Here is a 20055-nt window from a genome sequence, read left to right as displayed (position 1 = left end):
ACTCAGCCACTCCACATGGCTTGCGATATATTTTACTGGCGCTTGTCCAGACAACCTAATAATTTAATTCGTCTTGAGTCTGAATTTATTACTTTAAATTCAAATTGGTTTATTGTAATCGTTTCGCCTCTTTGCGGTAAATGACCGAAACTGCTCATCACAATGCCGCCGATGGTATCATAAGTATCGTCGCTGAAATTTGCGCCAAGTTCCTCATTGAAATCTTCTATTGGAGTATGTGCTTTCACAATGTAGTAGGAGTCGCCGTGGGCCTTGATGTAGCTTTCTTCATCAATGTCAAATTCATCCTCGATATCACCAACAATTTGTTCGATAATGTCTTCGATGGTGACAAAGCCACTTACTGCCCCGTATTCATCCACGACAATGGCCATATGATTACGGCTGTTGCGAAACTCACTGAGTAAAATATCAAGCCGTTTACTTTCGGGGACGAAAGTGGCTTGGCGTATGATGTCATCCAAATCAAATTCCAACAGCTCATCCGCCTGGAATCGCAGCAAGTCTTTGGCATGCAAAATGCCAATGACTTCATCTTTATGATCACCTGTAACCGGGAAACGGGAGTGTCCAGAGCTGCTGACAATATCAACGATTTCTTTAAATTCTGCATCATTTGGAACAGAGGTCATTTGCTTTTTGGGTAACATAATGTCCCGCACCCGCATTTGCGCAAACTGAATGACACCTTCCATCATGGTTAAAGTTTCAGAATCAATCAGTGAGCGCTCGTGGGCATCACGCAATAAACCGATTAATTCCTCTTTATTTTGTGGTTCAACTTGCAAAAATTGCTTCAGGCGCGTAAATAGAGAACCGTTTTCATCCTCTTTACTCAAGATGGTTATCCTCTGTTTCATATGGGTTAGCAAAACCTAATTTAGCAAGCAAGCTAATTTCCAGACCCTGCATGATTTCGGCTTCCGAATCAATAATATGATCATAGCCTAACAAATGAAGTACCCCGTGAATCACAATATGTGCCCAATGTGCCTGCAAGGGTTTATCAAGCTCGGTGCTCTCCGCTAGTAAAACCGCTGGGCAAATGATTATATCGCCAAGCAATGGATAGTCCAAATCGATATTATCGGGAATTGTGGCAGGAAAAGCGAGTACATTGGTTGGCTTATCCTGTTTTCTGTAAATTCGATTTAGTTCCTGTATTTCTCCTTGGTCTACAAAGCGCAAGGTTAATTCCGCCGAACTGATATGGTCAGCTAGAGCTAACCTGGCCCAGTCGATAATAAAAGTCTCCTCAACGGGCAGGGATTCATTACAGGCTAGCTGTAAATCAATGTGATAGCTCATAATTGTCCTTTGCTAAATATCATCGTATGAGTCAATGATACGCGAAACCAAAGGATGTCGCACTACCTCACGGCTGCTGAAGTAATGAATACTGATCTCGGGAATATGGGCTAATAACTTTGCTGCATGCAACAATCCAGATTCAGTTCCTTTCGGCAAGTCAATTTGAGTGACATCACCTGTAATCACTGTTTTAGAGCCAAACCCCATGCGTGTTAAAAACATTTTCATTTGAGGAATGGTGGTGTTTTGAGCCTCATCCAGAATTATGAATGCTTCATTTAGCGTCCTACCTCGCATAAAGGCGAGCGGAAGTACCTCAATCACGTCAGATTGAATCAGCTTTTGCGTTTCTTTAAAACCAATCATTTCATATAAGGCGTCATAAATTGGGCGAAGATAGGGAAGCACTTTTTCAACCAAATCCCCGGGGAGAAAGCCTAATTTTTCACCCGCTTCAACTGCTGGCCTTACCAGCACTAAACGCTGCACTTCACCTTTTTCAAAGGCTTCAATGGCTTTTGAAACAGCGAGGTAAGTTTTGCCAGTACCTGCAGGACCTACAGCAAAAGTAATGTCGTGCTTGTTGATGCTGTCTAGGTAGTCTGCTTGTTTATGGTTCCTCGGAAGAATGGTTTTTCTGGACATCTTTATCGATTGTGACATAACCTTTTTTGGATCCTTATTTGCTAAAAATGAATTAACGGTCTCGGCTTGAATGGGTCTGTCGGCAAGCTTGTGCAATTGCTTAATAACTTGTTTGGCCCGTACCAAACCGGGTTGGGAATAGCCAAATAAAACTACCTCATCATGGTCGACCTTGATGTTAATGTTAAAAAAGAGTTCTATGAGTTTTATATTTTCGTGATATGCACCACATAAATTGGCTAATTGCCGCGAATTGAGGGGAGAATAATTTAGCCTTTCATTTTGTAATTTACTGCTCAATGTTTCTATAAAAAAATTAATTGCTTGTAAGCTAAGAATAGTTCACAAATATAGATTTTCGCAAGCAATTTGCCTTATTAGAGGATGCTTGAAAATGCACGTCGCCTTGTTGGTGAGGTGTCTGAGGAATCATCAGGAACAAGTAGCGTGGTCGATGCGGTCGATGCTTCCTTAAACAGTTTCGGACATTTACTGGGTGGTTTTACTGAAGCCATTGATTCGAAGTTGGTCGAATTAGAAGCTTCTGTGTGGGCTGATGGGCATTCGCTTGAAATTTCGTTGGGGATTTTGGGCGCTTTTTTGAAGATTAGAGGGGTTAATACTTCTTTTAGGTTGTCCAGATTGCATGGCTTTTTTAACTGAAGCAGCAAGTCACTGCCCTTTTTTTGAGTAAAGATGGTTTTAAATCGGCTTAGCATCGTCTCGTCATCTGTCCAGACAACAATGTTGGCATTCGGATTTTTTTCAAGAATGGTAATTGCCACATCAGGTCCATTGAACGCCTGGGGCTGAGAAGTTTTCTCAAAAAAAGCAATGGAATTTGAAATCTTGCTATTTGTGTTGGTTGTATCAGTTTCAAGGTTTCCATCGAGAATGACAATGTCATATTGATTTCTGGTATCGAGGAAAAATTCATTGGCTTGTGTACCACTTTTAAAAGAAATGATCTTCAATTCACAGGATTGACCAAAAAGGGTTGTAATCATTTTTTTGATTAGGAGTTGATTAATCGAGTTATCATCGACTAGTACTATGATTGACATCATGGCTAATCCCTGTTTAGAAAAAAGACGCTACGATAAAACATTGATTACAAAACATCAATAAAATACATAAAGATTAAGTACATATCTTACTGATTCTCAAATAAACAATACAAATCCACAAAGTATTCGATTATAATGTACAATTAAGGCTTATTTTGCGTTCATACCTTCTTGCCATGATAGATTTACACTGTCACAGTCACTTTTCCGATGGAAAATTGAGTCCCGAAGCTTTGCTTAATAAGGCCATTCAATCAAATGTACAAATTTTGGCTCTGACGGATCATGATACCATCAATGGACTCGAGAGTCTTCATAAAGCAGCCATTGATTCCTCAGTGACTATCATAAACGGTATTGAACTGAGTGCGCGTTGGAAAAAACATGATGTTCATGTTCTTGGTTTAAACATCAATCACCAAGATGTTGACCTTGATGCACTCATTCAACAGCAAAACCAAAATAGAATTAACAGAGCTTTACAAATTGGCGAACAAATGAAATTCTGTGGTGTCGAGCAGGCTTACAGTAAGGCCTGTGAGCTCGCCGGGCACGAGCGCGTGGGCAGACCTCATTTTGCTCAAGTGTTAGTGAATGAAGGGGTGGTCAAAGATTTTGATAGTGCTTTTAAACGTTTTTTGGGGAGAGGGCGTCCCGCTTACGTTCGAACCACTTGGCTGACATTAGCCGAAGCTGTTTCAGGTATTAAAAAAGCCAATGGCGAGGCGGTTTTAGCTCATCCATTAAAATATGGTTTAACCAAAACCAAACTTCATGAATTGATCACGGATTTTAAAGAAGTGGGCGGCAATGGATTGGAAGTCATTTCCGGAGAAATGACGGCGCTGCAAATCAATGACATGGCCGGTCTTTGCCAACGGTTTCAAATGCTTGCGTCCACCGGCTCCGATTACCATGGCGATGCATTATCGCGTGTTTCTCTTGGTAGACAACAGCAACTACCGTTAAACTGTACGCCAATTTGGCGTCAATGGAATATTTAACTGGGGAGCTACATGAGCCATTTTTTTGCCATACATCCTGATAATCCGCAAGCACGCTTGTTAAGGCAAGCGGCCAATTTAATTGAAGAAGGTGGTTTGCTGGTATATCCCACCGACTCCGGTTATGCCTTGGGCTGCAAATTAGGTAATAAATCTGCTTTGGAGCGCATAAGACGATTGCGACAACTGGATAAAAACCACAATATGACACTGGTCTGTCGCGATTTGTCACAATTAGGCACGTATGCCAAAGTTCCAAACTCAATATTTCGCTTACTTAAGGCATTCACGCCGGGCTCTTATACGTTTATCCTAAATGCCACCCATGAGGTCCCCCGCTTAATGCTGCATCCCAAGCGAAAAACTTTAGGGCTTAGAGTTCCAGAAAACAAAATAACTTTAGCTTTATTGGATTGTCTTGAAGGGCCTTTGATGAGCACCACTTTAATTTTGCCTGGAGCCAAGGCCCCGCTAAGTGAACCTGAAGCGATTCGTGATCTCTTGGGAACGCAGGTCGATTTAATTATTGATGGTGGTAATTGTGGTCAAGAACCCACTACGGTAGTTGATTTAACCGGGGATTATCCGGTTATACTTCGCGAAGGAAAGGGCGATCCTGAACCTTTTAAATAACTATTTGAACGAAGGATTTAGATTTAGATGTCAGCTATATTCAGTGATAGTAAGCGTGTAGTCTCCGGAATGCGTGCCAGCGGCCGTTTGCATTTAGGCCATTACCATGGGGTATTAAAAAACTGGCTTAAATTGCAACATCAATACGATTGTTATTTTTTTGTTGCGGATTGGCATGGTTTAACGACTCGTTATGATGAACCTGGTTTTATTGAAACGATTTTGTGGGACATGGTCATTGATTGGTTGGCTTGCGGTATAAACCCCAGTTTATCCAAAATTTTTATCCAGTCGTGGGTCCCTGAACATGCTGAATTGCATTTATTGCTTTCCATGATTACACCGCTAGGTTGGCTTGAACGCGTTCCTACTTACAAAGATCAACAAGACAAATTGCATGATAAGGATTTATCGACTTATGGGTTTTTAGGCTATCCACTTCTTCAAAGTGCTGACGTGTTGCTCTACAAAGCTGATTTTGTGCCTGTTGGTGAAGATCAGGTTCCCCACATTGAATTAACCCGAGAAATTGCCAGACGTTTTAACCACATCTATGGTCGCGAACCCAATTTTGAATTGTTGGCACACGAAGCCATAAAAAAAATGGGTAAAAAAAATGGAAAGTTGTATAGCGAATTGCGGCGGCAATTTCAGCAAGACGGTTGCCATGAATCCTTAAATACTGCTAAGGCCTTATTGGTTAACCAACACAATCTTTCAATAGGAGATAAGGAACGGTTACTGGGTTATTTAGACGGCTCGGGAAAAATTATTTTGCCTGAACCGCACCCCATGTTAACTGAAACAGCCAAAATGCCCGGCGTGGATGGGCAAAAGATGTCAAAATCTTATAACAACACCATCAGTTTACGTGAAGACCTGGAACAGGTTGAAAAGAAAATTTTGACCATGCCAACCGATCCAGCTCGTGTAAAACGGACTGATCCAGGCGAACCTGAAAAATGCCCGGTTTGGCAATTGCATAAAATATACTCTTCTGATTCCGTAAAAGATTGGGTGCAAACAGGTTGTCGTACCGCAGGAATCGGCTGCATTGACTGTAAGCGACCTATTGTGGACTCCATTCAACAAGAACTTCGACCTATACAGGCGGCTATTAAGGAATATGAGACTGATTTGAGTTCTGTTAAGCGCATTGTTGCTGAGGGAAGCGAAGCGGCCCGTGAGGAAGCTAACAAAACGATGAGTGACGTTCGAGAAGTAATGGGACTCGATTATTAATGATGACCCAATCTGAAGGAACCTCAGTGCTTGCTGTGGTTGCAGGGCAACCTTTCACTGAGGTACCAGCTGATTTATTCATACCACCTGATGCTCTTGAGGTTCTGCTGGATTCATTCTCAGGGCCTCTTGATTTATTGCTTTATCTGATTAGACGCCAAAACCTGGATATTCTTGACATACCCATTTCTCTAATAACGCAACAATACATGCAATACATTGCATTAATGGAAAAACAGCGATTAGAATTGGCCGCGGAATACCTGGTTATGGCTGCGGTGCTTGCTGAGATTAAATCTCGCATGTTATTGCCTCCAACGGTTAATCCGGAAGAAGACGTTGAGGACGATCCACGCATGCAACTGGTCCGTAAACTTCAGGCTTATGAGCAAATTAAACATGCAGCCATGGCACTTGATGAATTGCCCCGTTGCGAGCGTGATATTTTTACTTTCGCTTTGTTTTCCGACAGGCTTGAAAAAACAATCTTACACCCAGACGTTGATTTGGGTATTTTAACGGAAGCCATGCGCGATGTATTAAAACGGCAAAGTCATTTGAGTCATCATCAAATTAGTCGTGAACCATTATCTGTAAGAGAAAGGATGAGCAATATTTTGGATCGTTTGTACCTGGAAAATTTCATTCCATTCGAGCAATTATTCAACCCCAGCGAAGGCCGTATGGGCTTGGCTGTGACCTTGCTTGCCATTCTTGAGCTGGCAAGGCAGTCGTTAATCAGCATCACTCAGGTTCAGCCATTTAAGGCCATTCATCTACAGGCTGTTCAAGATGGATAATGAACTTAAACGAATCATCGAAGCATTGCTAATGCATAGCAATGAGCCTTTAAGTTTGGAGCAGTTGCAAGCTGTATTTGACGACTGGGAAAAGCCTGATGTAGAACAGCTAAAGCAAGCATTGCTTGAGCTTGAAAAAGAGTATGAAGACAGTGCAATTGAATTAAAACTGATTTCCAGTGGTTATCGTTTTCAAACCAAAGTAAAATACTCTGGCTGGATAAATCGCTTGTACGTTGAAAAACCTGCTAAATACTCCCGCGCTTTATTGGAAACCTTAGCCATTATCGCCTATCGCCAACCCGTGACCCGTGCAGACATTGAGGATTTACGAGGTGTCGCGGTTAGCAGTTCGATGATAAAGACTTTGTTGGAAAGAGAATGGATAAAGATTGCAGGGCATCGTGATGTACCGGGCAAACCTGCGGTTTATGTTACAACCAAAGCATTTCTAAATTATTTTAATCTACAAAGCCTAAATGAATTACCAGCTCTCCATGAGATCACAGAGTTATTGATCTCTGAAGTTGAACCTGTTCCCGAAGAAGAGTATAGCGAATAATGAAAGAACGATTGCAAAAAATTTTGAGCCAGGCTGGAATCGGCTCGCGCAGAGAAATGGAAAAATGGATAGAGCAAGGACAAATTAAGGTCAATGGCGTTGTTGCAAAATTAGGGGATACGGCAGGCCCCAGAGATAAAATCAGTGTCCGCGGGCGCTTAATCAACAACCCTTTGAAAAAAGAAGAGAAAACTCGAATTCTAATTTACCATAAGCCTGTGGGCGAGATCTCCAGCCGCCAAGATCCAAAACACAGCAAAACCGTTTTTGACAATTTACCGCCTCTTAGGGGAGGCCGCTGGGTGCAGGTTGGCCGTTTGGATATTAACACCTCAGGTTTACTTATTTTTACCAACAATGGTGAACTGGCTAACCGACTCATGCATCCTAAATTTGCCCTTGAGCGCGAATACGCCGTTCGCGTTCATGGACAGGTTAACCAGGAGGCGATAAACACCATGTTAAAAGGGGTGGAATTAGAAGATGGGCCCGCTCATTTTAAACGCATTGAGTTTCGCGGAGGTGAGGGTGCAAATTCCTGGTATCATGTGACTTTAACCGAAGGCCGGAATCGGGAGGTCAGAAGGCTTTGGCAATCTCAGGGTTACGAAGTCAGTCGCTTAATTCGCATCCGCTATGGCAAATTAAGTATGCCAAGAGCACTGGGAAGAGGACAATGTAGGGAGCTTACTGCTCAGGAAGTGGCTAGTTTTCTGGCCTCTTTGCAAGACAACTAGGGGTAGAGGAAAACTTAATGTTCTACCGAGGCTTGAGTGGAGGCGCTTAAGTTAGGATTGTCATTGACTCCGCCAATAATGACTCGAGTTCCTCTCAGGCCTCCTCCCGGGATATCAATAAATTCTTCATTTAGCCATCGAGCATCTTCTGTAAATAAGCGGATGCACCCATGACTGGCTCGGTAACCCGGTACCTCTCCACTACCATGCAAAGCGTAGCCGCGGAAAAAATGCATGCAGTAGGGCATTTCCGCACCCCCGTTATCGCCGTCTGCACGGCGCGGGAAAGCGGTTGAAATGCAATCAATATCTTGTTTGCGAATAATACGGTAAGCTCCTGTGGGGGTTGTACAGCCTCCAATCACCCCGGGGCATTTGTCTGCACCAGAAGAAATTGGCCCCCACCAAATGAGCTCTCCAGATTCATCGTAAGCCCCCCAAGCCAGCATGTCTTGACTTACATAGATGGTTTTTTCTCCATCAGATTCGATGTAGCGGGGGAAAGGTGAGACGTCATAAATTGTAATTCGATCCAAATTTTTGGGTACAGCTATAACAATCCCAGGTCGCAAAGAAATATTCATGCGGTTTACCCGTCTTACAATATCGCGAGATTGAGCATCAGGAAATAAATTGGCCCAAGTTTCACCCGGTTTTATTGTAATACAAAAATAATCGGGGTGATTGCAAAGTGTTTCACCGAATCGCTTGTGGGACCAGGCTGCTGTGGTTGTTGCTAAAATCAGAGCCAGTAACAGGATAAACTTTTTCATGATATCACCTTTGCTTTTCCTGGTGATTTGTTTAACGGCATGTTTAAAAAAAACTTTAATGGATGGAAATATTTCGTATATTTCTACATAAGGATGATGAAAATCTTAGGGGAAGAGAAGGATGCCAGGATCCCTGGCTTATAGGTTATAATTTTTTTTACCGGGATCCAGGTAATCAGTTTGTCTTATACCGGTGGGGGTGGGCCTCCTCGTCCGACCAAACCCATAATCAGTAGGACAACAAATATTACCAAGAATATAAAGAAAAGCACTTTTGCAATTCCTGCTGCTGCGGATGCAATACCGCCAAATCCAAAAGCAGCTGCAATCAGTGCAATAATTAAGAAAGTTAACGCCCATCCTAACATGGCTACCTCCCTTAAATTAACGTTCTGGAGTATTGCTTGAATGCATCACTCCATTGAGATGGAAGGGTATCCCTTCATTGCTTAGTTTAGACTTTATAAGCGAGGTTTGCCAGTTAAGTTAATAAAAAATATATAATTTAAGGGATATGAGAGAAGGTCTCGCCCCTCTCCTCTATAATGTATTATTCGGTTTTCTTGCCGTTAACCTGTTCTTTGATATCTTGCCAGGCTTGGTGAATTTCAGCCAATAAGTTGTTTGCCTGTACAAGCAGTTCAACACTATTATCCAAATTGGCTTTCAACAAAATTCGTTGGATATATTCGTAAAGTAAATCCAGATTTGCAGCAATATCCCCGCCATTTTCATGATCAAGGCTCGAACGTAAGCCATCGAGAATACTGATAGTCTTGCTGATGTGCTCTCCTTTTTCACTGATTTGATTGCGCTGAATGTTTCCTTGAGCCGTGGCAATATGAGAACGTGCACCCTGCAAAAGCAAATCAATTAATTCATGGGGGCTTGCGGTATCAATACGGGTTTGTAATTCGATGGATTTATATTGCTCCAGGGCTTGTTGATAAGGGGTTTTCATGTCTACTTCCTATTAAATTGGGAAATATTTGAAATGCTTGCCAATTGTTGGTTTAAAAAGTCACTAGTACCTTGCATTTTTACCAATAAAGCATCCAAAGCAGTAAATTGCTTGGTGTAGCGCTGGGTTAATTGATCGGTGTGATACTCCAATTGTTGTCGTTTATCATCCAATTCCTTCAACCGTTTGTTGAGTTGATCGGTTCTTTGTTTCAAGTCACCTGTTTTTTCATCAAGGTAGCTGTCGAGTAAATCATTCAGCTTCACTGCAAGACCATCTCTGACTTGAATTTGACCTCGGGATCCAATAGAACCTCCTATGATTTCGAGGGAGAGCCCAGTTAGGTTTCCTGTCCCCGATAGGGTATAGCCATCGTTTGAATTGGCATTAATACCGCCAATGGTTCCGGAAAGTATCGAACCGGGAGTAAAGGCAGTCAAGGCTAAATCATACTGTCCTGCCTTAACAGCAGCTCCTACCGATTTGACGAGCACGTTGCTGTCTGTTGCCACTGCTGTTTTGGCGAAAAGAGAGGCAATTTCATCATAATGATCGCTAACAGCCTTATTAAATTTGGTTTGATCCATAACCAGAAGACCCTTTTCATCCGTCTTTATGCCTATATCACCGAGGCTTCGAATCGATGTGTTGGTGTTAGTAAGTGCCTGAGTAGCCATATTGGTTAAATTAAATTTAAGGGCACGGATGTCGGAATCACTTTGCATAGGTCCACCTGTTTTGCTCGTGGCATTATAATTGGTTAATGAATTTAAGGTGGTCATGCTGTCATTGTATTGCTTGATAAAATCATTAATGGCATTGGTTAATGAGCTTTTATCCTGATCAATTTTAAAGTTAACCTGCACGCCGGTTTGTGCTTTTTTTAAATTGAGGGTCACCCCTGAAATAGCGTCTTTTAACTCATTGCTGCTTTGCGTGAGTAACAGTCCATTGATTTTAACCAAGCTGTCCGCTGCAGCAATTGTTTGCGTCATGGATTGAATTGCCGCAGTGGGATCATAAGCAAGCGCGGATAGGCCGTTGCCATCGCTGTTGTTACCGTCGGCGTCTGTCACTGTAATTCTCATTGCAGACGCTTTACCCGTTTCGGGGCTTAATAGGGTTAGACGGGCGCCTTGTCCGTCTTGTACTATGCTGGCTTGAACTCCAGAGCCACTGTTATTGATAGCATCTCGAATGGCAGTTAAACTGTCCGTGCCGGCTGGAATATTGATGTTAACGGAATTTTTTGCTGGATTGGCTGTAAAACTACTGTTGTCCGGACTATAAGTGCCAAATTCAATGGAAATTGTACCGCTACCTACTGTTGACGTGGGGCTGGTGAAAACCGCCGTGGCCAAACTTTGCTGGCTGGCTAGTTGCTGCACTTCAATTTGATAATTTCCGGCTTCCACATTCCCGCTTAAACTGGCTGAAAAATAGCTTTCATCAGAGATTGTGCTTTTAAGTTTATTAATTTGAGATAAATCGGAAAGCTTGCTAAGTGCCGTTTGCAATTTGGAAAGGCTGCTTTTAATAAGCCCTAAAGCAGAAATTTGGGTGCTGTAATCACTTTCCTGTCTGTCCAAGCGGTTTTTACTGGGGGTAATATCCGCTGTGACCAAGGCAGAAACAATAGCCTTGATATCTAGTCCTGAACCGCCAATGGATGTTAGTGCCACGATGATTTCCTTATCCCGAAACTAATTGGAACTATCTGGATCATTTAGAGGATTCTTGATCCATTACCTATTTATTGTCTAGCAATTAAAGCGTAAATTTGATTGGGTTCTAAACTTGTTTATCGATCGAACCGCTAATCATTTCATCCACCAGCGATAATAAATGTAGATACTCATCTGCCGGAATTTTTCGGATAACTTCGTCTGATAGCTTATTGGTTACAATCGCTTGCAAAATACCTGTTGCTTCATCAATGGCGTATTTGGTGTCTGAAGCAATAGTAGATGCGTTGTCCTGATTGAATTCTATGGTTGAAGTGGAAGGTTTAGGTTCCACGGAAACTGAATTGGGTTTATTTACAATTTCAATATTCATAACTACAACCTCCTTTTTACGCCATGAATCATAGTGGCATAAAAATTATACACCATGCAGCCGAAACTGCATGGTGTGAGACAAATTATTTTAGCAAGGACAGAACAGATTGAGGCAAGTTATTCGCTTGCGCTAACATGGCTGTTCCTGCTTGTTGTAAAATTTGTCCTTTAGTCAAGTTGGCTGTTTCTGCTGCAAAATCGGCATCTTGAATACGGCTTCTTGCTGCTGACAGGTTTTCAGATACGTTTTGCAAGTTAGAGATGGTTGATTCGAAGCGGTTTTGTAAAGCACCCATTGCGGCCCGGTTTGAGCTGACTGAGCTTAACGCCGAATCCACACGCAAAATAGCCAATTGTGCTCCAGAGGCTGTTGTTACATCTAAAGTATCGACTCCCAGTGAATCTTTTGCGATGGAAGCAGTTAATCCCAAAGTTGCCACTGTTCCACCGATGGTGATGCTGTCAGTCGCACTGATTGATAAAGTACCACGTAAATCTCCATCGAAGGGACCACCAGTCACAGTTAAACCATCGGTACCGGCTGTAAAACCAGTCCCACTTTCTGTAACTGAAATGTTTCGGCCATCGCTGGCAGACAGAGTTAAGTCACCGCCGTTTAAACTGGCAATCACTCCAGTTTGATTGCTAACGTTGTTAATGGCATCACGCAACTGCGTATTGGTTAAGGCCGTGGAAACGTCTTGGTTGGTATAAATGGCTACGCCGTTGATGCTAAGGTTGTAAGTATCGGCTGCAGTACCACCAATTGCACCCACTGTTTGGGTTCCTGAAGTGACAGCTGTTGCTGATAAGCCCGCAATGCCTGCACTGTTAATGGCTGCAGCTTTTGCGTAAGCAGAGGTGGCATCTTGATAGGTATTACCAGTGAAACCAGCACTTGAGTTAATTGTGGTGGCAGCACCGCCCCCAATAGCAATGGTGATATCCGTTGCAGCCGCACCAGAGACTTCGGTACCTGTTTGTTGGGCAATACCACCGATTGATGAAGCTTTGATGCTTCCAATTCCAAAGTTAATCGTTTGGTTAGCATTCGCGCCAACTTGGAAGCTTGCACTTGAGAAGGAGCCGTCCAGGATTCTTTGGCCGTTAAATTCAGTATTCAAGGCAATCCTGTCCAGCTCACTTTTCAATTGGTTAACTTCCTCTTGAATGGCCTGGCGGTCACCCGCGTTGTTTGTTGAGTTTGAGGATTGCAAGGCCAACTCACGCATACGTTGTAAAATATTGGTGGTTTCTTGCATCGCACCTTCAGCGGTTTGCGACAGAGAGATACCATCATTCGCGTTACGTATTGCCTGGTTCATACCCCGGATTTGTGCCGTCATACGCTCAGAAATTGACAGACCTGCTGCGTCGTCCTTGGCGCTGTTAATGCGTAGTCCAGACGAAAGACGTTGGATCGCTAATTGCATGGTTTTTTGAGAACCATTTAAGTTGCGTTGCGCATTAAGCGACATTACGTTCGTGTTGATCACTTGTGTCATGACTAAAATCTCCTCACCCAAAATCCCTGGAGTTGGGATTTACCTTAAACTCGATAAATGTTGGAATTTATCGCACCCATTGGCATTATCGACCGAATGGGAAAAAACTTTAGATTTTCTAGTGATTTTAGCTGAATAATCAGTCTGTTAATTAACTAGCCATTTTTTAAAATACTTATATTTTATAAAGAGCTATCGCAATACTCAAATGCTTAAGTATTGATTTAAATCCTCTCCGAAATGGTTAGGGTACGCTCCTGATCTCGATGCAACATTTACATATAAAGCAAGCGTGAAAATTAATTTCAGGTTATACTTGGCAAGTTTAATTGGCTTAGAGATCTGAGGATTCTTTTTTATGAGTTGGCTTAAGAAATTATTACCTTCAAGAATCAGAACTGAAACTTCCCAAAAAAAAGGGGTTCCCGAAGGATTGTGGGTTAAGTGTCTTGGTTGCAGCTCGGTACTTTATCGCAGTGAGCTTGTTAAGAACTTATCTGTTTGTCCAAATTGCAATCACCATCATCGTTTGTCTGCGCGCGAACGATTGGCTCAAATTTTGGATGAAACAGGTCAAGAGGAGATTGCTGCTCACCTCGAACCGATTGACCGCTTAAAATTTAAAGATTCTAAAAAATACAAAGATCGAATTAGCCAGGCCCAGAAGGCCACTGGGGAGAAAGAAGCTTTAGTGGTTATGAAGGGAAATATAAAACACCAACCGGTGGTTGTTAGCGCCTTTGAGTTTAATTTTATGGGCGGTTCGATGGGTGCTACCGTAGGTGAAAAATTTGTCCGTGCGGTGAATGCGGCTACAGCTGAGAGAAGACCTTATATTTGTTTTACCGCCAGCGGTGGTGCCAGAATGCAAGAAGGCTTGTTTTCTCTGATGCAAATGGCTAAAACCTCTGCAGCCTTGGCTCGTTTTAATGAAACTGGTTTACCATTCATTGTGGTACTAACTGACCCAACCATGGGAGGTGTTTCAGCCAGTTTTGCAAGTCTTGGCGATATTATTGTGGCAGAGCCCAATGCTTTAATTGGTTTTGCGGGGCCTCGCGTCATTGAGCAGACTGTCAGGCAAACGTTGCCGGAAGGGTTCCAGCGAAGTGAGTTTTTGCTTGAGCATGGTCATATTGATATGATTGTGGAACGCAAAAATTTACGAAATACACTGGCTGAATTGGTTGCCAAACTGTCCCACGTTGATTTAACACATAATTTTGATGAAGCACTATAGACATTTTACTGTCGCTGAATGGTTGTATCAGCTTGAAAATCTTCATCAGCAAGAAATTCAACTTGGCCTGACTCGGATTAACCAGGTTGCTGCCTCTCTGAATTTATTAAAACCGCAAGCAACCGTGATTTCCGTGGCAGGCACAAACGGAAAAGGTTCCACGGTTGCTGCCTTGGAATCATTGTATTTTGCGGCGGGTTATCACGTTGCCAGCTATACCTCTCCCCATCTATTGAGTTTTAACGAACGCATTAAAATAAATAAGCAAGCCATCAGCGACGCTGATCTCGCAGAGGCCCTTTGCAGCATTGAGGATGGGAGAGATGGAGTTCCGCTCACGTATTTTGAAATGGTTACATTAGCGGCCCTGTGGCATTTTAAGAAAAATCCCGTCGATGTAATGATTCTCGAGGTGGGTCTCGGGGGACGTTTGGATGCTACTAACATCATTGATGCGGATTTGGCAATTATTACTACTATCGACTTGGATCATCAATTGTTTTTAGGAAGCGACAAGGAAAGCATTGGTTTTGAAAAAGCCGGCATATTAAGGCCAAACACAACATTTATCTATGCGGACGAAAGACCGCCTAACAGTGTTACAAGCCATGCGGACTCACTAAATTGCTCAACCTACATAAGAAATATTCATTATCATTACCTAATTGAAAATCAAAAATTTAGTCTTTTTCTGCGGAATGAGTGTTGCCTGTCTATAGACGAGCCAAAACTGCACCCAAACTCAATTGCTGCAGCTCTTATGGCTTGCATTTGTCTTAATCAACAATTACCTATTCAATTGGCTGAAACGGCAAGGCAACTGTCTCATTTGAGTTTGCCTGGAAGGCAGCAATGGTTTTCCGGGGAAAAGCCGCTTCTTTTGGATGTTTCACATAACCCCCAGGCTGCAAGAAATTTAGCGGAGTATGTAAAAAAACTGCATTGGCCTCAAAAAATTCATATCCTGTTTTCGGCCTTAAAAGATAAAGACATTGCTGGATTGATTGAGCCTTTTCTGGATATTGCTGACCACTGGTACCCTTGCCTGTTATCAGGGAGCCGTGCCGCATCCTTGGAACAATTTGACGCAGCCTTTGGTATTTATGGTATAGTTCCAACCTGTTATGAAAATCCTGTGATAGCCTATCAGTCCGCTTGCAATGAGGCGCTAACAGGTGATTTAATCGTAGTTTATGGTTCATTTCTAACAGTAGAGCAGGTGTTGTCTGCTGTGTCCAATCCTACCAACGTCGGGGAGATATGATGAAATTGATGATGGATGAACGGGTTAAACATCGGCTCATAGGGCTAGCTGTGATTCTATCTATAGCGGCTATTTTTACCCCAGCCATTATAAAAAAATCCAATCAACGCATCGATGACAATGTCAGCGTTTCCGTGAAGTTACCGCCGAAACCACAGGCCCCTGAAGTAGCAATGCCCAGTGAAAAATCAATGTTTGAAACCGTCAAAGTAGCCCATGTGGAAATTCCTGAGGTTTCAAATGAAGCACTGGATACTACTTTGGCCAAGGCTGAATCATTGAGCCAATTAAACCACATTAAGGAAGCCGTTGAACCTATGGTTGCAAAGGCTAAAGTGGAACCCGTTAATATCAGTAAACAAAAACCTGCAGTGGTTGCCTCGGCAACGCAAACATTGAGCCGGAAGGTTCCTGTAGTCGCTATGAAAGAAAAGCCCATGGCTAAACCTGCAAAGCCAGTCACAGTTGCCAAACAAAACAAACCTGCAGCACCAGGGGCATTGGCTAAATCATCCTCCTTAAACAAAACCACCATAAAAGGTCAATATGCAGTCCAATTGGCGACCTTTTCAAAACAGCAAAATGCGGACGCTTTGGTTGCCAGACTAAGAGCCAAAGGTTATAAGGCGGGGTATCGTAAAGTGGTTACAGCCCAGGGCATGGTATACAAAGTCATCGTAGGTGATGGCCACCCGAAGGAGCAAGCAAGAGTATTGCAGCAACAATTAGCCAGTGTGATGCAAATTAGAGGCTTTGTTGTCACGACAGGAGTCAGCTAGATATGCAGTTGCACTGGGTTGACTTGCTGATAGTTGCTGTTGTCGGTTTATCTGTCTTAACTGGCCTCATTCGAGGCTTTGTTAAAGAGTTAATTGCTCTTGCTGTGTGGATTTTGGCCATTTGGCTTGCTTTTAGTTATTCACAAAGCCTGGATCCCTGGCTTCAAAAGTACATACAAGATAAAACGGCTCGAACGGTTACGGGCTTTATTGTTATTCTGGTGGCTGTATTAATTACCGGCGGGATAATTAATGCAACGCTCAGTTTTATTTTAAGACGCTCAGGCCTTAGCGGCACTGACCGTCTTTTAGGTATGGGTTTTGGTTTTGTCCGCGGTGTCTTTATTGTTGCCTTGGTGATGGCGGCGGTAAAAATGACCTCGGTTCCTTATAAAACTTATTCCGACAACTCGCTGCTGTACGCGAAATTTGATCCCGTGGTTGACTGGCTTTATGCACAAATGCCGGAGTTCATCAAGCAGGCCAAGATATTTGACAAGGAAAAACTGCAAACGCAGAAGACGGCTTTGCAATCTGCCACAGGGCAGACTGAGTCGGCTTTAGTGAATACCAGCCAGCAAAAACCCCAGCCCAACAAAGACAGCTTTTTGATCAGTCCTGATGATTTTGAATTATCTGATGCCTAGGTAAAATGCAGTTGCTGCATAGGGGTGTTTTCTTTCAGAATTGTTCTGTAAATGCTGGTAGCAGCTGATGCATAGAATAATCAAATAGGGTTCGGGCAGATAGGTCAGGAAAATCGGCCAGCAAGCGGGAGATCAGGAAAGCATTCATTGTCATACAGCGATTGCTGTGCATTTCAAACTTCATTAATGATTTAAAACCATCTGATTCGTTGAGCAGCTGAGCAGGGAATGTATGCTTTATCCACTTAAACGTTGGGGTTTAATTTCTATTTTGTTGATTTTTTTAGCCCTGTTTTTTTATTTCCATTTGTATCGTTATTTATCCTATGAATCCTTGCAAGCGCATCGAAACGGGTTAACAGCATGGGTAAGAGAGAACTTTCTTATCGCCTTTTTTGGTTTTATGGCAATTTATATAATCTGTGTAGCCATTTCCATTCCGGGTTCCATTTTCTTTAGGCTCACAGCAGGTTATCTTTTTGGGAATGTTTTAGGAACGGTTGCGGTCATCCTAAGTGCGACAACTGGTGCATTTATTCTTTTTCTTGCCATAGACTTGGCATTTCGTGGTTGGCTTGCTGAGAAAACAAATAAATGGCTTGTAAAAATGACCAAAGGGTTTCAACAAAATGCTTTTTCCTACCTTTTATTTCTAAGGTTAATGCCAGCATTTCCTTTTTGGGTAACTAACATCGTCCCTGCATTGCTGGGCGTCCCTCGTGCAACTTTTTTTACAGCCACTTTAATAGGTATTATTCCCACATCGGTAATTTATGTGCTGATTGGCAGCAATCTTGGATATTATTTAGAAGCTCAAAAAAAACCGGATTTTGGCATAATCCTTAAGCCAGGAATCTTTTTGCCTTTATTTGCACTGGCATTACTATCATTATTGCCTGTGCTGTTTAAGCGGTGTAGCGCTAAAAAAGACATGAAATGAGAGGGACTGGCTTGATTGGCTTGTTTACCTTTTAGGGTAATTTAAAGTCATGCAGGCGTTTGCAAGTTAAACGAGCTAAATTACTTATTGCACCATCCCGTTCACCTGGCTGTCCCATAGTTTTTTAAAATAGCCATGCTTATTGGCAATAAGGGAGTTGAAAGTTCCTTCTTCAATAACTTTACCCTCATCCATAACGATAATCCTATCCATATGCCGTATCGTGGAGAGTCGGTGGGCAATCGCAATAACTGTGGCTTTGTTTTGCTCAAGCATTAAATTAATGGATTGCTGAATACGCTGTTCTGTTAAGCTGTCCAAACTTGAAGTGGCCTCATCTAAAATCACGATGGGTGCATTTTTCAGGATGGCTCTGGCAATGGCTATTCGTTGCCTTTGCCCTCCTGATAATTTGATTCCGCGTTCGCCCACTTCGGTATTATATCCTTCTGCTAATGAGTCAATGTAATCATCGATATTAGCCTTCTGAGCGGCTGATTTAATTTCTTCAATACTTGCATCCGCCTTTGCATAAGCAATGTTTTCGGCAATGGAGCGATGAAAAAGCATAATATCCTGGGGAATAAGCGCAATTTGACTTCTCAGTGAATCCGAATTGATTAAATCTAAATCGCAACCGTCAATTAAAATATTACCTGAACCAGGTTTAAAATTTTTTAATAGCAAGGAAACTAATGTTGATTTTCCAGCCCCCGAGTGACCGATAATGCCTATTTTTTCTCCAGCTTTAATGCATAAATTTAAATTTGAAAATACGGGTTGATTATCAGCATAAGCAAAGCATATGTTTCTAAACTCGATTTTGCCTTCGCTTATGGTGAAATTGTTCGCCCTGGGGTTATCCTTAATGTCATGCTCAATTTCAAGAATGGAAAAGGAGGATTTAAAATCCCCCATCTCTTTTAGGAATTCACACATGCCAGTTGTAAATGCCCAAAGATCAAAAGACACAGTCAAGGTGGTTAACATAACAAAGATAAAGTCACCGGTAGAGATATCACCAAGCTTTCGCAGATGAATCATAAACAGGAAAACAGAAAGCAACATTATCCAATATAAGACGCTGCCAATTAGATTGAATTTAAAATCGTATTTGTACATACGAACTTGTCGAGGGACATAATCGCTTTTCATCATTTCATCCGCGCGATGAAGTTCTCGTTGTCGCGTGGCAAAGTAAAACAATGAAAAAATATTGGTGATGTTATCAGAAAAACGACCAATAATCTGATGTTTGCTTTCAGCAGCTTCGTTGGAGAGCTGATTCAATCGTAGACCCATAGGGTACATGACTGCAATAAACAGAATGCACCAGGCAAGCATAAAATAAAAAACGGTGGTATTGACGAGTAACAATACGAATACGGAAACAATGACCACGCAAAAATTCCTACCGATTAAATGATGAAGATTGGCAAAAATCACATCATAGCCATCTAAAATTCCTTTTAGTTTGCTAATGACTGTCCCACCTGCGGTATTTTGGAAAAATTGATAAGAGTGATACTGAATGTAGTCGTAGGCCTCAAGCAAAATGCGGCGGCGTACATGAGGTTCGGCTTTCCATTCAGCGATATTACTCAAGCGCCAGGTTACATCAAGGGCAATTTGAGCAACGATAAATAAGGTGATTGGAAGTGCCAAATGGCTGTAGCCGTGGCTTAAATCTGCGGAAAAGCCGTCAATAAGCAGTTTTAGGGAATAATTATTAGCAAAGACATAAAAAGCAGTAATAATGGGCGCTTGAAACATCAATACATACCACCATCGGTATGGTTTTATGTTTTTCCACAAAAAGGACAGGATTGGTACAGTTGAGATTGGAGCTTTGCTTCTCATGTTT

22 protein-coding genes are annotated in these 20055 nt (G+C 42.3%); 11 read left to right on the top strand and 11 right to left on the bottom strand.

The features are described 5' to 3' along the window. Positions 1-32: 32 nt before the first annotated feature. From EL203_RS07645 to EL203_RS07630, 4 genes are all read right to left on the bottom strand, one after another. Positions 33-881 carry an HlyC/CorC family transporter gene (locus tag EL203_RS07645; protein ID WP_122224924.1) on the bottom strand — a complete coding sequence of 283 codons (849 nt, stop codon included), beginning with the start codon at positions 879-881 and terminating at the stop codon, positions 33-35. Further along, positions 853-1329, bottom strand: coding sequence for an rRNA maturation RNase YbeY (gene ybeY, locus EL203_RS07640; protein ID WP_058470888.1), 477 nt, complete (start codon positions 1327-1329; stop codon positions 853-855). The genes EL203_RS07645 and ybeY overlap by 29 nt, the downstream gene beginning before the upstream one ends. A gap of 12 nt (positions 1330-1341) precedes the next feature. Further along, positions 1342-2277: a PhoH family protein gene (locus EL203_RS07635; RefSeq protein ID WP_058470889.1), complete on the bottom strand. Its 936-nt coding sequence runs from the start codon at positions 2275-2277 to the stop codon at positions 1342-1344. Positions 2278-2354: 77 nt separating this feature from the next. Then, complete coding sequence (locus EL203_RS07630; RefSeq protein ID WP_058470890.1) at positions 2355-3044, bottom strand: response regulator; 690 nt, start codon at positions 3042-3044, stop codon at positions 2355-2357. A 176-nt stretch (positions 3045-3220) separates the two neighbouring features. Here EL203_RS07630 and EL203_RS07625 point away from each other — a divergent pair, with 176 nt between their 5' ends. The 6 genes from EL203_RS07625 to rluB are packed head-to-tail and all read left to right on the top strand — an operon-like array spanning position 3221 to position 8022. Next, on the top strand, positions 3221-4048 hold the full coding sequence (locus EL203_RS07625) for a PHP domain-containing protein (RefSeq protein WP_058470891.1): 828 nt from the start codon (positions 3221-3223) through the stop codon (positions 4046-4048). A gap of 12 nt (positions 4049-4060) precedes the next feature. Further along, positions 4061-4681 carry an L-threonylcarbamoyladenylate synthase gene (locus EL203_RS07620; protein WP_058470892.1) on the top strand — a complete coding sequence of 207 codons (621 nt, stop codon included), beginning with the start codon at positions 4061-4063 and terminating at the stop codon, positions 4679-4681. A 27-nt stretch (positions 4682-4708) separates the two neighbouring features. Beyond that, positions 4709-5923 (top strand): tryptophan--tRNA ligase, encoded by a 1215-nt coding sequence (locus EL203_RS07615; protein WP_058470893.1) that lies wholly within the window; start codon positions 4709-4711, stop codon positions 5921-5923. Further along, the gene (locus tag EL203_RS07610; protein ID WP_058470894.1) at positions 5923-6723 is read left to right on the top strand and encodes a segregation and condensation protein A; all 801 of its coding nucleotides are present in this window, start codon (positions 5923-5925) and stop codon (positions 6721-6723) included. Before EL203_RS07615 ends, EL203_RS07610 begins: the two co-directional genes overlap by 1 nt. Continuing rightward, entirely contained in the window at positions 6716-7285 is a 570-nt protein-coding gene (gene scpB, locus EL203_RS07605; protein WP_058470895.1) for an SMC-Scp complex subunit ScpB, read from the top strand. Before EL203_RS07610 ends, scpB begins: the two co-directional genes overlap by 8 nt. Then, positions 7282-8022 (top strand): 23S rRNA pseudouridine(2605) synthase RluB, encoded by a 741-nt coding sequence (rluB, locus tag EL203_RS07600; RefSeq protein ID WP_122224925.1) that lies wholly within the window; start codon positions 7282-7284, stop codon positions 8020-8022. The genes scpB and rluB overlap by 4 nt, the downstream gene beginning before the upstream one ends. A 14-nt stretch (positions 8023-8036) precedes the next feature. Here the strand turns inward: rluB and EL203_RS07595 are convergent, their stop codons facing one another. The 6 genes from EL203_RS07595 to EL203_RS07570 form a co-directional block, all read right to left on the bottom strand. After that, positions 8037-8795, bottom strand: a complete 759-nt coding sequence (locus tag EL203_RS07595; RefSeq protein WP_058470897.1) for a L,D-transpeptidase — start codon at positions 8793-8795, stop codon at positions 8037-8039. 185 nt (positions 8796-8980) lie between these two features. Further along, on the bottom strand, positions 8981-9163 hold the full coding sequence (locus EL203_RS07590; protein ID WP_058470898.1) for a DUF1328 domain-containing protein: 183 nt from the start codon (positions 9161-9163) through the stop codon (positions 8981-8983). Positions 9164-9345: 182 nt separating this feature from the next. Next, positions 9346-9756: a flagellar export chaperone FliS gene (fliS, locus tag EL203_RS07585; RefSeq protein WP_058470899.1), complete on the bottom strand. Its 411-nt coding sequence runs from the start codon at positions 9754-9756 to the stop codon at positions 9346-9348. 2 nt (positions 9757-9758) lie between these two features. Then, positions 9759-11438, bottom strand: coding sequence for a flagellar filament capping protein FliD (gene fliD, locus EL203_RS07580; protein WP_058470900.1), 1680 nt, complete (start codon positions 11436-11438; stop codon positions 9759-9761). 109 nt (positions 11439-11547) lie between these two features. Beyond that, entirely contained in the window at positions 11548-11814 is a 267-nt protein-coding gene (locus tag EL203_RS07575; RefSeq protein WP_058470901.1) for a flagellar protein FlaG, read from the bottom strand. Positions 11815-11899: 85 nt separating this feature from the next. Further along, complete coding sequence (locus EL203_RS07570; RefSeq protein WP_058470902.1) at positions 11900-13321, bottom strand: flagellin N-terminal helical domain-containing protein; 1422 nt, start codon at positions 13319-13321, stop codon at positions 11900-11902. 358 nt (positions 13322-13679) lie between these two features. Between EL203_RS07570 and accD the strand changes: the two genes are divergently transcribed. The 5 genes from accD (at position 13680) to EL203_RS07545 (ending at position 18191) form a co-directional block, all read left to right on the top strand. Beyond that, complete coding sequence (accD, locus tag EL203_RS07565) at positions 13680-14561, top strand: acetyl-CoA carboxylase, carboxyltransferase subunit beta (RefSeq protein WP_058470903.1); 882 nt, start codon at positions 13680-13682, stop codon at positions 14559-14561. Beyond that, entirely contained in the window at positions 14548-15825 is a 1278-nt protein-coding gene (gene folC / locus EL203_RS07560) for a bifunctional tetrahydrofolate synthase/dihydrofolate synthase (protein ID WP_058470904.1), read from the top strand. Before accD ends, folC begins: the two co-directional genes overlap by 14 nt. Continuing rightward, the gene (locus EL203_RS07555) at positions 15822-16604 is read left to right on the top strand and encodes an SPOR domain-containing protein (RefSeq protein ID WP_232003915.1); all 783 of its coding nucleotides are present in this window, start codon (positions 15822-15824) and stop codon (positions 16602-16604) included. Before folC ends, EL203_RS07555 begins: the two co-directional genes overlap by 4 nt. 2 nt (positions 16605-16606) lie before the next feature. After that, a complete protein-coding gene (locus EL203_RS07550) occupies positions 16607-17251 on the top strand; it encodes a CvpA family protein (RefSeq protein WP_082647158.1) in 645 nt (214 codons plus the stop codon). 232 nt (positions 17252-17483) lie between these two features. Further along, positions 17484-18191, top strand: coding sequence for a TVP38/TMEM64 family protein (locus tag EL203_RS07545; RefSeq protein WP_064108384.1), 708 nt, complete (start codon positions 17484-17486; stop codon positions 18189-18191). Between the two features lie 84 nt (positions 18192-18275). Here the strand turns inward: EL203_RS07545 and EL203_RS07540 are convergent, their stop codons facing one another. Next, positions 18276-20051: an ABC transporter ATP-binding protein gene (locus EL203_RS07540; protein ID WP_058470906.1), complete on the bottom strand. Its 1776-nt coding sequence runs from the start codon at positions 20049-20051 to the stop codon at positions 18276-18278. Positions 20052-20055: the final 4 nt, after the last annotated feature.

The organism is Legionella jordanis, assembly GCF_900637635.1.
In the GTDB taxonomy this organism is placed as follows: domain Bacteria; phylum Pseudomonadota; class Gammaproteobacteria; order Legionellales; family Legionellaceae; genus Tatlockia; species Tatlockia jordanis.
This window is presented reverse-complemented; position numbering and strand designations above follow the sequence as displayed.

Excerpts from the sequence above, each read along its gene's own strand:
- ybeY (WP_058470888.1), bottom strand. The coding sequence starts at position 1,329 with ATGAGCTATCACATTGATTTACAGCTAGCCTGTAATGAATCCCTGCCC.
- EL203_RS07550 (WP_082647158.1), top strand. The coding sequence starts at position 16,607 with ATGCAGTTGCACTGGGTTGACTTGCTGATAGTTGCTGTTGTCGGTTTA.
- EL203_RS07590 (WP_058470898.1), bottom strand. The coding sequence starts at position 9,163 with ATGTTAGGATGGGCGTTAACTTTCTTAATTATTGCACTGATTGCAGCT.
- accD (WP_058470903.1), top strand. The coding sequence starts at position 13,680 with ATGAGTTGGCTTAAGAAATTATTACCTTCAAGAATCAGAACTGAAACT.
- EL203_RS07575 (WP_058470901.1), bottom strand. The coding sequence starts at position 11,814 with ATGAATATTGAAATTGTAAATAAACCCAATTCAGTTTCCGTGGAACCT.
- EL203_RS07595 (WP_058470897.1), bottom strand. The coding sequence starts at position 8,795 with ATGAAAAAGTTTATCCTGTTACTGGCTCTGATTTTAGCAACAACCACA.
- EL203_RS07630 (WP_058470890.1), bottom strand. The coding sequence starts at position 3,044 with ATGATGTCAATCATAGTACTAGTCGATGATAACTCGATTAATCAACTC.
- fliS (WP_058470899.1), bottom strand. The coding sequence starts at position 9,756 with ATGAAAACCCCTTATCAACAAGCCCTGGAGCAATATAAATCCATCGAA.
- folC (WP_058470904.1), top strand. The coding sequence starts at position 14,548 with ATGAAGCACTATAGACATTTTACTGTCGCTGAATGGTTGTATCAGCTT.
- EL203_RS07610 (WP_058470894.1), top strand. The coding sequence starts at position 5,923 with ATGATGACCCAATCTGAAGGAACCTCAGTGCTTGCTGTGGTTGCAGGG.
- EL203_RS07545 (WP_064108384.1), top strand. The coding sequence starts at position 17,484 with ATGCTTTATCCACTTAAACGTTGGGGTTTAATTTCTATTTTGTTGATT.
- EL203_RS07615 (WP_058470893.1), top strand. The coding sequence starts at position 4,709 with ATGTCAGCTATATTCAGTGATAGTAAGCGTGTAGTCTCCGGAATGCGT.
- EL203_RS07620 (WP_058470892.1), top strand. The coding sequence starts at position 4,061 with ATGAGCCATTTTTTTGCCATACATCCTGATAATCCGCAAGCACGCTTG.
- EL203_RS07645 (WP_122224924.1), bottom strand. The coding sequence starts at position 881 with ATGAAACAGAGGATAACCATCTTGAGTAAAGAGGATGAAAACGGTTCT.
- scpB (WP_058470895.1), top strand. The coding sequence starts at position 6,716 with ATGGATAATGAACTTAAACGAATCATCGAAGCATTGCTAATGCATAGC.
- EL203_RS07625 (WP_058470891.1), top strand. The coding sequence starts at position 3,221 with ATGATAGATTTACACTGTCACAGTCACTTTTCCGATGGAAAATTGAGT.
- EL203_RS07570 (WP_058470902.1), bottom strand. The coding sequence starts at position 13,321 with ATGACACAAGTGATCAACACGAACGTAATGTCGCTTAATGCGCAACGC.
- EL203_RS07555 (WP_232003915.1), top strand. The coding sequence starts at position 15,822 with ATGATGAAATTGATGATGGATGAACGGGTTAAACATCGGCTCATAGGG.
- EL203_RS07540 (WP_058470906.1), bottom strand. The coding sequence starts at position 20,051 with ATGAGAAGCAAAGCTCCAATCTCAACTGTACCAATCCTGTCCTTTTTG.